The organism is Ectothiorhodospira lacustris, from assembly GCF_022227785.1.
In the GTDB taxonomy this organism is placed as follows: domain Bacteria; phylum Pseudomonadota; class Gammaproteobacteria; order Ectothiorhodospirales; family Ectothiorhodospiraceae; genus Ectothiorhodospira; species Ectothiorhodospira lacustris.
Window position 1 is genome coordinate 1 of sequence record NZ_JAJNQM010000034.1, and the last position, 14,182, is coordinate 14,182.

A 14,182-nucleotide genomic window follows, 5' to 3' on the forward strand; every position below is an offset into this window, starting at 1 on the left:
CAGGGCGGTAAAATAGCTGGACTCATAATCCAGCGAGCCATCCACCAGCTTCTTGGGCATCTGCAGCAGATCCGAGTCCACCCCCTGACCGGCGTACAGGGTCAGATCCCGAGCCGGTGCGTCGGCGGCTGCGGCGGGTCCATGCCATAGCCCGCTTACCACAAGCAGGCAGCAGAGCAGGGCGGTGGCAAGGTGTTGGCTGGAGAAGGATAAAGTCCCGCACAAGCCGGCCCGGCAGGTGGATCCTTTCAACATGGACGTTTCTCTCACCCCGTGGACGAAGGCAGGTTTCTAACCTGATCCCTGCAAGGGGTCAAGTTGTGCTCACCAAATGCCTTCGTGCAGGCCGTCATTCCCGTGACCGAGGGTTCTGGGCTCCCGCTTTCGCGGGAGTGACGAGTGAAGAAGTCATTCGGCAGGTCGTCATTCCCGCGCAGGCGGGCATCCAGGCATCAGATCCGTCATTCCCGCGAAAGCGGGAATCCAGCCGGGGATGAAAAAGAAAACCCAATTCTGTGGTGCACTGCAAAGCACCATTTCGGATCAGGATGCTATACTGTCGGCAAATTTTACCCTCCATGGATCGAGGGCCGGTCGGAATCCCCGCGGCTCCTATTCTCAACGGTTGAGAGGTCGTCGTGCTGTCGCAATTTTCGGGCAAGCGTGTACTTTTGCTGCAGGGGCCCATGGGGCCTTTCTTCTGGCGCCTGAGAAAAGATCTGGAGGCTGCCGGAGCCGAAGTGGACAAGATCAACTTCTGTGCCGGCGACCAGCTGTTCTATCCGTTCCGTGCCATCAATTATCGCGGCACCCTCAAGGACTGGCCGGATTACCTGGCCGGCCTGCTGGCGGATCGCGGTTACGATGCCGTGATGCTCTTCGGTGACTGCCGTCCCTATCATGCCGTAGTGCCCCACGTCATCCGTTTTCTCAAGGTCCGTCTGTACGTATTCGAGGAAGGGTACCTGCGTCCGGATCACATCACCCTGGAGCAGGACGGGGTGAACAGCTACTCCTCCTTGCCGCGGGACCCGGATCACTACCGTCGTTTCGCGCCCCACGAGGTGGAAACGGCCACCTGGGCCCGCGCCACCAGTCCGGTGTTGCGGGCGGGCATCTATGCCACACTTTATTCCATTGCCAGCCACGTCCTGATCCGTCGCTTTCCCGGCTATGAGCACCATCGCCCCCTGCATCCACTGTCCGAGGCCTTTGTCTGGACCCGGAGCCTGTGGCGCAAGCACTGGTTCAAGCTACGGGAACACAAGGTGGCTCAGTCACTCCAGGATGCCCCGGCGGGGAGTTTCTTCCTGGTCCCGTTGCAGACCCACAACGATGCCCAGATCCGGGTCCATTCCGATTTTCGCGACATCCCGACCTTTATCGAAGACGTGATGCGCTCCTTCGCCGAACATGCGCCGGCGGATCAGCGCCTGGTCATCAAGCATCACCCCATGGACCGGGGCTATCGGGAATATGGCCCGCTCATCCGCCGTCTGACCGACAAATATCGACTCCAGGGGCGGGTTGACTACGTGCACGACGTCCATCTGCCCATGCTGCTGGAGCGCGCCCGCGGCACTGTGGTCATCAACAGCACCGTGGGCCTGTCTTCCATCCTGCACGGCACCCCGGTGTGCGTACTGGGTGACCCGGTTTATCACATGCCGGGGCTGACCCATCAGGGTACCCTGCACAGTTTCTGGAACAACCCCGGGGAAGTGGACAAGGCGTTGTTCAAGCGGTTTCGTGCCTGGCTGCTGGCCCATAACCAGGCCAACGGGAATTTCTATCAGCCCCTGCCGGGCCTGAAGGGACATACCGGCGTCACTTGGCCGCCACTATTGGGCGCGGAAGCGCTTGCCACGGACTCGGATCTGGACCGGGCGCGGGAACGGCGTCAGCAGCGCAATCTGCGCCCCGGCACGGCGGTACTGGGGAAATGTGCCCAACCGGTGTCCGGAAAGGTGGTCTGAGCTTCGACTTCCCCTCATCCCCGACCCTTCTCCCCCCGGGGGAGAAGGGGGTGTCTTTTCATGCAAAGACCTCCGCCTTCACCAGCGGCACGCCTTCCTGGTCTTTCCCCGACAGCACCGGCTCCCCCTCAAAAGGCCAGGCAATCCCGATCTTCGGATCACTCCAGGCAATGCAGCGCTCACACTCCGGCGCATAGAAATCCGTGGTCTTGTAGAGAAACTCGGCCACCTCGCTCAAGGTGAGGAAACCATGGGCAAACCCGGGCGGGATCCACAGCTGCCGCCGGTTCTGCGCGGACAGCACGGCACCCACCCATTGCCCGAAGGTGGGGGACGAGCGACGAATATCCACCGCCACATCAAACACCTCCCCCTGAACCACCCGCACCAGCTTGCCCTGGGCATGAGGCGGCAACTGATAGTGAAGCCCCCGCAGTACCCCCTTCGCCGAGCGTGAGTGGTTATCCTGCACGAACTCAGCCTGTACCCCGACGGCAGCCTCGAAGGCCCGGGCATTGAAGCTTTCGTAAAAAAAACCCCGCTCATCTCCGAACACCCTGGGCGTCAACAGCACCACCTCGGGAATGGCCAGACGCTTTGCCTCCATTATCACACCTCCGTCTGGAGCAGGTTCATCAGATACCGTCCATAGCCCGTCTTGGCCAGGGGCGCGGCCAGAGCTTCCAGCTGTGCCCCATCAATCCAGCCGGCCCGGAAACAGATCTCCTCCGGACAGCACACCTTCAGGCCCTGCCGCTGCTCAATGGTGGCAATGAACTGCCCGGCATCCAGCAGACTGTCATGGGTACCGGTATCCAGCCAGGCATAGCCGCGGCCCATGATCTCCACATGCAGCTCACCCTGTTCCAGATATCGTCGGTTCAGGTCGGTGATCTCCAACTCCCCCCGGGCCGAGGGCCGCAGGCCCCGGGCCAGTTCCACCACCTGCTGGTCATAGAAGTACAGCCCGGTCACGGCATAACTGGACTTGGGACGCGAGGGCTTTTCCTCCAGGGAGAGCACCCGCTGGTCCCGGTCGAATTCCACCACCCCGTAGCGTTCCGGATCCTGCACATGATAGGCAAACACCGTCGCGCCCCGGGTCCGCTCCATGGCGCTTTTCAGCATGGGCGGCAGGTCATGGCCGTAGAAGATATTGTCCCCCAGCACCAGGGCGGAGAGATCATCACCGATGAAATCGGCGCCGATGGTGAAGGCCTGTGCCAGACCGTCGGGGCTGGGTTGCACCGCGTAGGAAAGCTGAATACCCCACTGGCTGCCGTCCCCCAACAGCTGCGAGAAGCGTGGGGTATCCTGGGGGGTGGAGATGATCAGGATCTCCCGAATCCCCGCCAGCAGCAGGATGCTGAGGGGGTAGTAGATCATCGGCTTGTCATAGACGGGCAGCAGCTGTTTGGACACAGCCAGGGTCGCGGGATGAAGCCGGGTGCCGGAGCCGCCGGCGAGGATGATGCCTTTGCGCTTCTGGATCATGGTGCCTCGCATGGTTTATGGCAGGGGGAGATGTCTGGATTCTAAAGCGTTCTCTTCAAAATCAATCATTTCTGCATCCCAATCCGTCATTTCCATACCCCAAATCCGTCATTCCCCCGCCTGAATCAGTCATTCCCCACACCCAATCCGTCATTCCCGCTCCTGAATCCGTCATTCCCGCGAAAGCGGGAATCCAGGTGATGGACTGGGAATTCTGGGCTCCCGCCTTCGCGGGAGTGACGGCAAGTGGCATCGCGGGAGTGACTGCAGGGGCATCGCGGGAGTGACAGTAGGGCGCCATCATTGGGATGACGGCAGGGGGCCATGACGGGAGTACCCATCAGCCAGCCTCGCCACCGTCTCCCTGGCCTTCGCCGCCAGCGCCATCCGCAGAGCCTCATCGCCGGCCAGCGCCAGGATCGATTCCGCCCAGGCCGCCTGATCCAGCGGCACCACCCACCCATCGACCCCATGGGAAATTACGGCCACGCAGGCTGACCCCGGCGAATACACCCCCGCCGCCCCACAGGCCGTGATATCAAACACCTTGGTGTGGGAACGCGCCCGATTGAACGGCAGATCCAACTGCGGCACCAGCCCGATATCCCGCTGGGCCGACGCCAGAAACCCCCCATAGGCCGGCCAGCGCATGGGGTGCACCACCGTCACCCGAGGTAGCCCCCGATACAGCCGGTAGACATCCCGGCCGCCGACGATCTCGAAATACACCCGCTCATCCCGCGCCAACACCGTCTCCATCACCGGTCGCAACCAGCGGATCTCGGCCTGATGGGACGCAGAACCATGGTAAAACACCCGGCACATGGATGCCGGCGGCGGCACGGGGCAGGGCAGCACCAACTCCGGTTGCCAGTCGGCATACTTCTGCTGCAGATAAGGGGTGGACACCCACAGTCTCGCCCCCCGTTGGCGCAGCCAGTCCCGGTGCCGTGCCGCCAGGTGCCAGAGCTTGGCCCGATACCGCCAGGGCATGCCCGCCGAAGCCCGAACATCCAGCACATCGTCATCCATGAACAGCACCAGATGCGCGACATGTCCATGGGCATGCTCCAGCAATCGGCGCCAGGCAGGGGGGATGTAACGCACGAACACCACCGTCGCCCCCTGGAGCGCCTCGATGGATGGGATATCCGAGAACCGGCAACGCCGGACGGCTTCCCCCCCGGCCCGCAATGCCGGGAGCACGAAAAAATCCGAGGAGGGATTGGGCTGTTCTTCCACCAGAAAGATCATCCGCCCCTACCACTCCCACACCATCGGCACCAGCAGCAGTGCCAGCGCCCCGGTCACCACCGTCAGCGGAATCCCTGCCCGCAGATAGTCGCTGAACCGATACCCGCCGGGACCGTACACCATCAGATTGGTCTGATACCCGAACGGCGTGGCAAAACTGGCCGAGGCCGCGAACATGATGATCACCGCAAACGGCAGCACGCTCACCCCCAGGTCCGCCGCCACCGCAAACGCGATGGGAAACATCAGGACCGCCGCCGCATTGTTGGTGATCAGCGACGTGAACAGGGCCGTCACCAGATACACCATCAGCAGATTCACCCAGGGATCCGTGCCCGCCAGCCCCGTCAGGGCCAGGGCGATCGATTGGGCCAGGCCGGTGTTCTCCATCGCCGCCGCCACCCCGAAGGCCGCCGCGATGGTCAACAGCACCGACCAGTCCAGGCTGCTGCGGGCGGAGAACATGCTCACGCAGCCGGTCAATACCATCAGCCCTGCCGCCGCCAGCGCCGCTTCCAGCATGCTCAACAGCCCCAGGGTGGCGCTGCCCACCATGGCCGCCAGGATCCCCACCGCCACCAGCGCCCGGTCATGGCGCGGCGCCACCGAATCCTGCACCTGGCTCATCAGGAAAAAATCCCGCCGATTGCGGTTCTGGGCCAGAAAACTCGGCCCCGCCTCCACCAGCAGAGTATCCCCCGGCCGCAACACCACATCCCCCAGCTTGCCCCTGAGCCGCTGGCCGTTGCGGGCCGCCGCGATCACCACCGCGTTGTAACGGTTGCGAAACTTCCCGTCACGGATGGTCATCCCCACCACCGGACAGGTATTGGACACCACCACCTCCAGCAAGGCCCGGTCCGAACGCCGGCCATCCAGCTTGAACACCTGATCGGTGGCCGGCGTCAGCCCACGAATCCGCTGCAGATCCACCATGGACTCCACCACCCCTACGAAGATCAGCCGGTCTCCGGCCCGCAGCACCTCCTGGGGCGACACCGCCGGGATCAGGGTGCCGTCCCGATCCAGTTCCATGAGAAAGCCGCCGGGCAAGTGCCTCAGACCGGCCTCCTCAATAGTCTGGCCCACCAGGGGGCCACCGGCCTCGACGATCATCTCCAGGGTATATTCTCTGGGGTCATTGATCTCACTGATGGCCGGTCTGCGATCCGGAAACAGCCAGCGATTGCACAGGATCATGAACGCCAGTCCCACCAGGGCCACCGGCACCCCCACCCAGGCGATGTCGAACAGCCCCAGCCCGTCGCCGGTCTGCTCCAGCAACAGGCCGTTCACCACCAGGTTGGTGCTGGTGCCGATCACCGTCACGGTGCCCCCCAGGATGGCGGCAAAGGACAGCGGCATCATCAGGCGGGACACCGGCAACTGAAACTTGCGCGCCCACTCGCTCACCGCCGGGATCAGCATGCCCACCACCGGAGTGTTGTTCAAAAAGGCGCTCATGATGGCGACCGGTCCGGTCAGGCGCACCTGTGCCCGCATCAGGTTGGTCGGGCGCCCCAGCAGGCGATTGACGATCCACTGGATCCCCCCGGTCTCCCGCAGCCCGGAGACCACGATATACAGCGCGGCCACCGTGATCACCCCCTGGTTGGACAGCCCGGCGAAGGCCTCGCCGGGGGAGATGATGCCGGTCAGCAGCAACAGCACCACCGCCCCGAAAAAGACGAGATCCGGCGCCGCCCGGGTGAGGGTGAGCACCGACAGCATGCCGACCACAATGGCGGCGGTGAACCAGGCTTCCAGTGGCATGGGATGAGTCTTTTAATAGTATGGCGGGAGAAGTGTTCTGGCACTGGAATATACAGCAAGAGGGGAGGGCGTGCCGGAGGCGGGGGCGGGGGCGGGGGCGGGGGCGGGGGCGGGGGCGGGGCGGCTTCCGCGCCAACGCACCGGAAAACGCGCGTTTTGTCGAACCATTGCCAACGTGGCCGTATCGGTCGCATCCCGGGTCGTCACAGTCCGGCATCCCCGTTTTAAAATCTGTCATTCCCGCAAAAGCCTTCTTGCCGTCATTCCCGCGAAAGCGGGAATGACGGCAGTCTTTGGGACTGACGGCAGTCTTCATACGGCGAACACATGAAGGCGTTTGACGGGACTGGGACGAGTCCGCCACCAAGACCAGCACCCTGCTGGCCATGATGAAGGCCCTCAACTGCGCCAGATACGCGCCGGCTATGCCCAACGCCCGGAAGCCTTCCCCCAGAGCATCGTCCTGTGCGGCGTGCGGGACGTGCGCGGCTACCGCCTGCATCAGGAAGGCGCCCAGGTGATCACCGGCGGCAGCGCCTTCAACATCAAGGCCAAGTCACTGCGCATGGGTAATTTCACTCAGGATGAATGCAGCATCCTGTGGCAACAGCACACCGACGACACCGGGCAGCCCTTCGATCCCGCCATCTTCCCGGAGCTATGGGAAGACACGCGCGGCCAGCCCTGGCTGGTAAACGCCCTGGCAGAAGCCAGCCCGCAATTGCTCATGCAGGCCTTTCTGCAGCGCTTCGTCAACGGTGGCGGTCGCATCACTCGGGAATACGGCCTGGGCCGCAAGCGCACGGACCTGTTCATCGCGTTCATGAGCATCAGCAGGATCCGCTTCTTGGGGAAATCAGGCCCCAGGCAGCGAAAAGTCCACCCTTCTCAAAGCCGCCCCGGTGGTTTAACCTAAGCCACCCATTTACCCCTCCAAAAAAAGGACCACCGGGTGCCGCAAAGGGACACTGCCTGCGGTCCATTTTCGCTCGCGTGGGCGGTCTGTGACTGCCTGCTTTCTCTGGGCTTGCACAAAACCTGAGGCCTGAATGGTGACGATTGTTCAATCTGAACTCTCTCGGGAGGCCGTAAACCCGGCCTCCTCATAGTGCTGCCACGATGCCTTATCCCTTCCCGCCCTGAAAGACGGAGCTTCTCGCGCAAAATGATGAAAAAGTATTTTCATAAAAAAACAAGACCTACCGGAAATAAAGCAAAACCCATCGGGATGGTGGAAAAGATGACACCCACCCGCATCACCGGGTGGTTGCTTGATGAAGGCCGGGCCGAGATGCTGACGCTAAACATTGGCGGTCAGTCCCACACCTTGTCCATCTGCCGAACGGAGCGCCGGGACGTCGCTCAAACCCATGGCGCCCAACATCTTCAGGCAGGCTTTGAGGCGCCAGTGCCAGAGGATCTGGGACAGCTTTTGAAACAGATCGACAAAAACTCACCGGCGATCTGCCTGCAGTATGGGAGCGTTACCTTGCCGTTCGCTCAGGATGCACGGATTATCTCCCCCGTTGCCGGCCATCTTGAACGTTGTGACGCATTCCTCCTGGAAGGGTGGGTCGCTGTTGACGGACGCCGCCCAGCCAGCCTGCATCTAGTGTGCGACGGGAAGGAATACCCGCTCAAGCCCATTTGGCAAAGGCGCGAAGACGCAGCCGAGACAATCGGCGCGGAGGATGTGGACATTGGTTTCCAGGCCGAGTTGCCCGGTTATCTCTGGTCTGGTGAAACGGGGAAACCCAAGACATCAATAAGTATCGCGTTCAAGGCGGATGGCCACCTAGTGGGACGACCTATCCAGCTTTCAGTGGAACGGATTCGATCGTGGATCGAGGCGATCTGTCAGGTCGAGACAGCAGACCAATACCGTCTGTGCTGCGCCCTCGAATATGCTCACTATGCCAGGCTGCATTCCAGTCTGACGGCAACCGCCCGGCAAAGACTTACAGCCTTGGCGACGCGCTTTAACCTGAACGGATACATTGAGGTGGCAGATGAGGCGCTGCCGCAAGAGAGCACTGTGCCCTGGCACACGCGTCAACTGTGGGCAGCCCTGCGCGATCTGAATGCGCGCCTCACCGAAACCACCGACGCAGACGCTTTCTGGCGGGAAAGCATGGCAATAGCCGAGGGTTTACCGCGCCAGGTACGCACCCTGTTTTATGATTCCATCACACCCTCACTGTGTCGCCTGGACCGGCTCGACCGCCTGCTCACACGGGAGGATTGCGACCCCGAACGGTGGTTGGGTTGGGAGCATGGGACGGATGCCTGGTCGCTCAGCATCGCGCTTGCTGCTTGGTCGGCGCGCCGTCGTTTTGACAAGAGTACAGAAATCCTCTGGCGGCTTCCCAGTCACTTGCACCAGGGTTGGATTAATACCGAATGTCTGGATTACGCTGCTCGGCATGCGATGCAGGGGTTCATTACCGGTCGCCTAACCCATGCGAAAATCGACAAATTCATCTACGCTTACCTAGGCATGCTCAATGCCTTCCATGGCGACTGGTACAGCCGCCTGTATGACGAAGCCTTGTTGCAGGGTGCCCTGCACTTTTTGGAAGGCATGCCGCATTATGCCGACTGGTTGCACGGGGATCTCATCCGGGGCCTGCTCAAGCATTACGGGCTGCTGCCCCACTTTTGGCAGCGGCTCGAACCCTATGCTCAGCACCTTGCCGGTGATGCACTCTGGCAGCAAGCCAGGCAAGATGCCGAGTGTATCTTTGCCTGGCTTTCCGATTCCGCCGGACCAGGAGAGATGACGATCGTTGTCTCCGCGTTGCGCCGCTTCGATCGGTTGGGCAATCGGGATGCCCGTCGCTTTGCGCGCGAATGGACGGGGCCGCGCATGGAGGATATCAATCGCGATGTCGCCCACCCCGGACACCGGTTGCTCGATTTCCTGCTGGAAGAGCCTACCGAGGGCGTACGCTATGCGGCGTTCCCACTCACCCAGCCATCGTCTCTGGGTGAACGCTATCCCGCCTGTGGGGAAGTTTTGTTCGACACCCTGCGTGGCCTGACCCAGCGCCAGAAAGACCACGCCTTTGTGCGCCACCGCCGCTGGGGGGGGCGCGTGGCTGCCTTGGCCGAAGATTTGAGGCAGGATGAAAAAAACGCACAGGCCGAGGTAGACATCCTCTGGCAGCAGTGGATGGCCGAAGCCACTCAAGGGGACGCCCTCGCGCTCGACCTTGCCGCTTGGCTAACGGTGCACCCGGCCAGCACTCAGCGGGTGTCCGACATGACCGGTCGCCTGCTGGACCAGCTCGCCGTCTTGCCCGCCGGCAAGCTGCCACCACCGGCACCCTTGGTCGCGACGCTGGCCAGGCTGTTGCCCCACTTGTCGGGCGTGTATGCGGAAGATGTGGCCACCCTCATGGCCGAAAAGTCCGGCCCTGGCTTGCTCAAACTCCCCTTGGAGCAATCCTGCCTGCTCAAACAGACGCCCAGTACCTGGCCGGGCGATACGCTTGTGGTCATTTACTCCTGCCGCAAATACCTCGACAGCCGTGTCCAGACCATTCGCGAGACCTGGGTGCAGGATCTCAAGGCTCGCGGCATTCCCTACGTGATCCTTGTCGGTGACGGCAAGGATACAGTCGAGGGAGATGTCCTTGCCCTCAATGTTTCCGACCGTTACGAAGATCTGCCGCAAAAGACCCTCAAGCTCATCGACTGGGTCTATGAGCACACGGACTTCCAGTACCTCTACAAGATCGACGACGACTGTTACCTCGACGTGGCGCGCTTCTTCGAAAATCTGAGCTACCGCAAGCACCATTATTACGGCCGCGTGATCAGACGCGGCGAAGGCAGCATGGACCGGGCCTGGCACCAGAGCAAGTCACACACCGAGCATGCGCGAAAGACGCTGGATAAATCGCCCGAGCCTTCCGTCTATGCCGACGGTGGCGGCGGGTGGGTGCTTTCCCGCTGGGCCATGCGTGGATTGCGCGAAGCGCGCGCCACCGAAACCGGTCAGCGTCTGGTAGCGATTTCACTGATGGAAGACAAACTGGTGGGTGATTTGCTGGCGCTTCAGGGTATCTCCCCCAGTGATGAGGAGTACGAAAGCTACCAGCGTCGCCGCACCTTCGGGGCTGCCGTACCGGTGGGCATGTGGGAAAACCTGTTCTATCCCAACGCGGTGACGCCCACCGTGATGTGCCATCTTGATACCGATCGGGATCAGGCCTACGTGCGGCAATTGCAGGAAAGTCGGGAACTGTGGCCGAAAAGGCTTTGGCCTACCTGCGCGCCGGTACGGCTGGATGTGCAGTGGGCTGAACATGGGGCATTAGGCAGCGATCAACTGGAACTTCTTTTGCCACCAAGAAAGCTTGCTGGCATGCTATCCGAGGCGTCCCCCCTGGTGGTGGCTGTGATGCGTAATGAAATGATCCTGTTGCCACATTTTCTGGCCCATTACCGCCGCCTGGGAGTGGGTTGCTTTCTCATAGCTGATAACTGCTCCGACGACGGCACGCGCGAGTACCTGCTGGAACAGCCCGATGTGGCGTTGTTCTCTGCTGATACCGAGTACAAACATTCCCACTATGGCGTAGCCTGGCAACAGGCCCTGCTCGGCAATTTCTGCTTCAACCGTTGGGTGGTGCTGGCCGATGCCGATGAATTCCTGATCTACCCCGATTGCGAGGAACGTCCATTGCTCGACTGGCTGGCCGAGATCGAATCAACGGGCGCCAACGCGGTGCGCATCGGGATGGTGGACATGTACCCCTATGGCGATCTCGAAGAGGCGGATTTCACCCAACAAGCTCCCTTTCATGCCGCACCTTGGTTTGATGCCCAACCGTTCAAACCTTGGCGGCTAGGATTGGGGTATCACGGCAACGAACTGACGACCTACAACAGCGCGCTGCGGCATCGCATCGATCCTGTTGCCGAGCCTAATGCTTTTCTCTCGATGAAAACCGCACTTGTACGTTACCAGCCCTGGATGTACTTCGCCAAAGGATTGCACTACGCTTCCGGCGTCGACCTGGCCCCCCAATGGGCTTGGTTCGCTCACTTCAAGTACCATGCCGGTTTCAAGGCCAAAGTCGAAACGGAAGTGGCCCGCGCTCAGCACTTTGAAGGTGCCAAGGAATACCGGCGCTACCAGGCCATGCTTGCCGAGGGCAAGGGCCGCTTTGGCGCAGAAGATGTTTCGATCCCCTACACTTCGTCAGCAGATTTTCAGAACTTGACTCAGGAAGTCCGTAATGGCCAATGATTCCACTCCCTTCATCATCTGGACCCTTCGCCGCACTGGTGGCACCAATCTCACTGCCCGGTTGGTTGAACTGGCTGGACTCAAGTCTGCTCCTCACGAGCCCTTCAACGCCGGGCGTGTCTATGGCCACATCACTCAAGCCTGGCAGGAATCAGAGGATGCCGACGCCCTGCAGCGGGCCGTGGAGGATGTGGTCACTAAAGGTGATGTGATCAAGCACTGCGTGGAGACGGTTCCTTGGGCGGTTACCCATGCCTTGATCAAGGCCACTCAGGCAGCAGGCTATCGGCATCTTTTCCTTTATCGGCGAAATGCCCTTGATCGGCTACTGTCCCTGCACTTTGCCAAGAATAGCGGCATCTGGGGGCCGGATATGAAGGAGATGAAAGTCCTCGAAATCAAGAACGAAAACTTGAATCCACCAGAATCCATTTCACCTTTGCCCGTGGAAAAATTACTGGCCCATGAGCGGCACTGTACAGAATTGTTGGAAAAAACTTTGCACCAACTCAAAAGTCTTGGTGCCAAACCGGTTGCATTAGCCTACGAAGAAGTTTATCGCGCCTCTTCCATGCAAGATGCGCAGTCTGCGCTGGGTAGAGTACTCGCCGCGCTTGAAATTTCCATGGCCGAAGAGGATTTGCCCGCTTGGACGCAGGCTATCGTCGGCAAGGGAGATCAGGGAACACGCAACAAATACCGTGAAATACCTGGTTATGAGGAATTGGCCAAACGATGTGCTGATCTGATGCCGTTTTCTCCACTAACTGCCAAGCTCAAATGGCGGTTGAGTCCTGCTTGCCCCAGTTGGGTGAAACAGGCATTTATTGATGTTTTACCCAGCGAGGTTATTGCGGGAGAAAAATTCGTGATTGGTGGCGTTGTAGTGCTTGGAGCTGATGCGGCTGAGGGGGGGGGGCTTTCCCTGAGCGGAAAGGGTGTGAATTCCGAATTGGAATGGGGAGTCAGGAGTCCTCGCATGGCAACGGAATATCCTGACTCAAAAAATGGTGGTCATGCTCGTTGGAAGGGGGAATGCACCCTGGACTTCGATCATGATACTGCGATTCTTTCAATAACACCCCCTGGGCAGAGCCCGGTAGCTCTGCTTGAGGTGACGCTTGATACTGATAACCATCAAGGGCACGATAGTGCTTCTTTAGCTGATGGTTGGCGTCCCGGTTTTTCAGCTTCCTCCCGAAAAGTGAGAAATAGATCAGAAGGTCATTTTAAATTAGGTCAAATAGTGATTGAATCGATGAAGAAGCCTATAGCTTTTATCGGGAATGCGGAGCGACAGACTCCAAGGACACCGGATAACTCAGGTAACATCATTCATGGTTTTGCTGCTAGAAGCATTTTTAATTCATTTAAAAATGTCAAATCTTCGATTGATCCAGAGAATATTGAAAAAATACGCAGCAATCATAAGGTGCTTGGTTTTGTTGCGGCGACCATGCTGCACGCAAATAAAACTCCTAGTTATATAGATGGTCATCAAAAGGCTGCTGATTTCATTGAGAAATTGGACTTGCCGGTGTGCACGTTTGGTTTTGGATGCCAGGCTCCGCTTGGGCAGTCAATAAAGGATTCCATTGTTGATCAGCGGTCAATAAGGCTTCTCAAGGTTATCGCCGAGCGATCCACCACCGTGGGTGTTCGAGGCGAGTTCACTGCCGACCTTTGTGCAAAATATGGTGTCAAGAATGTTCGTGTAGTTGGTTGTCAGTCGGTGTATGTGGCAACCACCACTAACTGGTCTTCAAGGAGTAAATTGCTGAGTTTGAGTGATCCCAATAATATCCGGGTCGTCGCAAATTATTCTTTATCGGATCATCCAAATTTAATTGGTCTACCCATGAAGCTTGGGTCTGATTTTATTGGTCAGGGTAACCCCACCGAAGAAGCGATAAGCTTGGGGGAGATAGACAAAAAAGATTTTATTTCCTCAGGTTCGTTTTATTTATATCCGGGTATTCGCAAAGCCTTTGCATCGGGGCTGATCGATCAGAATGAATTCTTTGATCACTGCCGTGAGCATTTTTTCAAATTTTACGATGTGCCGTCCTGGTTGGCACATATCAGGAAAAAATACGATTTCTCCTTCGGCACGCGATTTCATGGGAATGTCGTGGCTCTTTGGTCTGGGATTCCAGCATTGTTCATAGTGCATGACATGCGGACCCTTGAGCTCTGTGAGCACTTCAAGCTTCCATACCTCATGCACACACAGGTTAAATCCAGTATGGAATTGCGGGATCTGGTCGAAGCCTGTGATTATTCGGATTTCTTCAAGAAGTTTCAGATGAACTTTTCGGAATTCGTAACTTATTTATCTGAGAATGATTTATTGCAACATTCAAGGTTTCTCAATTCTTGTATCTTCCCTGATCTTTCCTCATCGTGAACATTGTGAAGTTGGCGGGTA

8 protein-coding genes and 1 pseudogene are annotated in these 14,182 nt (G+C 59.2%); 4 read left to right on the forward strand and 5 right to left on the reverse strand.

All coding sequences use genetic code 11. The annotated features are described in order from the left end of the window. Nucleotides 1-255, reverse strand: a pseudogene (locus LQ952_RS08225) (hypothetical protein); the annotation flags it as partial. Nucleotides 256-638: 383 nt separating this feature from the next. On the opposite strand from LQ952_RS08225, the gene LQ952_RS08230 reads away from it, so the two are divergent. Beyond that, nucleotides 639-1,976 (forward strand): capsule polysaccharide biogenesis protein, encoded by a 1,338-nt coding sequence (locus LQ952_RS08230; protein WP_238622181.1) that lies wholly within the window; start codon nucleotides 639-641, stop codon nucleotides 1,974-1,976. 58 nt (nucleotides 1,977-2,034) lie between these two features. Here the strand turns inward: LQ952_RS08230 and rfbC are convergent, their stop codons facing one another. The 4 genes from rfbC to LQ952_RS08250 form a co-directional block, all read right to left on the reverse strand. Next, the gene (rfbC, locus tag LQ952_RS08235; protein ID WP_238622182.1) at nucleotides 2,035-2,583 is read right to left on the reverse strand and encodes a dTDP-4-dehydrorhamnose 3,5-epimerase; all 549 of its coding nucleotides are present in this window, start codon (nucleotides 2,581-2,583) and stop codon (nucleotides 2,035-2,037) included. Nucleotides 2,584-2,585: 2 nt separating this feature from the next. Beyond that, complete coding sequence (rfbA, locus tag LQ952_RS08240) at nucleotides 2,586-3,470, reverse strand: glucose-1-phosphate thymidylyltransferase RfbA (protein ID WP_238622183.1); 885 nt, start codon at nucleotides 3,468-3,470, stop codon at nucleotides 2,586-2,588. A 300-nt stretch (nucleotides 3,471-3,770) separates the two neighbouring features. Further along, nucleotides 3,771-4,724 carry a glycosyltransferase gene (locus LQ952_RS08245; protein ID WP_238622184.1) on the reverse strand — a complete coding sequence of 318 codons (954 nt, stop codon included), beginning with the start codon at nucleotides 4,722-4,724 and terminating at the stop codon, nucleotides 3,771-3,773. A gap of 6 nt (nucleotides 4,725-4,730) precedes the next feature. Next, the gene (locus tag LQ952_RS08250; RefSeq protein ID WP_238622185.1) at nucleotides 4,731-6,497 is read right to left on the reverse strand and encodes an SLC13 family permease; all 1,767 of its coding nucleotides are present in this window, start codon (nucleotides 6,495-6,497) and stop codon (nucleotides 4,731-4,733) included. 337 nt (nucleotides 6,498-6,834) lie between these two features. Here LQ952_RS08250 and LQ952_RS08255 point away from each other — a divergent pair, with 337 nt between their 5' ends. From LQ952_RS08255 to LQ952_RS08265, 3 genes are all read left to right on the forward strand, one after another. Further along, a complete protein-coding gene (locus LQ952_RS08255; protein ID WP_238622186.1) occupies nucleotides 6,835-7,413 on the forward strand; it encodes a hypothetical protein in 579 nt (192 codons plus the stop codon). A 249-nt stretch (nucleotides 7,414-7,662) separates the two neighbouring features. After that, nucleotides 7,663-11,754 (forward strand): glycosyltransferase family protein, encoded by a 4,092-nt coding sequence (locus LQ952_RS08260; protein ID WP_238622187.1) that lies wholly within the window; start codon nucleotides 7,663-7,665, stop codon nucleotides 11,752-11,754. Then, nucleotides 11,744-14,161, forward strand: coding sequence for a polysaccharide pyruvyl transferase family protein (locus LQ952_RS08265; protein ID WP_238622188.1), 2,418 nt, complete (start codon nucleotides 11,744-11,746; stop codon nucleotides 14,159-14,161). The genes LQ952_RS08260 and LQ952_RS08265 overlap by 11 nt, the downstream gene beginning before the upstream one ends. Nucleotides 14,162-14,182 lie beyond the last annotated feature (21 nt).